Here is a 409-nt window from a genome sequence, read left to right as displayed (position 1 = left end):
TCCTTAGAAAGGAGGTGATCCAGCCGCACCTTCCGATACGGCTACCTTGTTACGACTTCACCCCAATCATCTACCCCACCTTCGACGGCTGGCTCCTTGCGGTTACCCCACCGGCTTCGGGTGTTGTAAACTCTCGTGGTGTGACGGGCGGTGTGTACAAGACCCGGGAACGTATTCACCGCGGCATGCTGATCCGCGATTACTAGCAATTCCGACTTCATGGAGGCGAGTTGCAGCCTCCAATCCGAACTGAGACCAGCTTTATAGGATTCGCTCCAGGTCGCCCCTTCGCAGCCCGTTGTACTGGCCATTGTAGTACGTGTGTAGCCCAGGTCATAAGGGGCATGATGATTTGACGTCATCCCCGCCTTCCTCCGGTTTGTCACCGGCAGTCATTCTAGAGTGCCCA

General features: G+C 56.2%; 1 rRNA gene. It reads right to left on the bottom strand.

The annotated features are described in order from the left end of the window. Positions 1-7 precede the first annotated feature (7 nt). Positions 8-409 (bottom strand): 16S ribosomal RNA (locus tag SBI19_RS29385); the annotation flags it as partial.

Source organism: Paenibacillus sp. CCS19 (assembly GCF_033239625.1).
Taxonomy (GTDB): domain Bacteria; phylum Bacillota; class Bacilli; order Paenibacillales; family Paenibacillaceae; genus Paenibacillus_T.
This window is presented reverse-complemented; position numbering and strand designations above follow the sequence as displayed.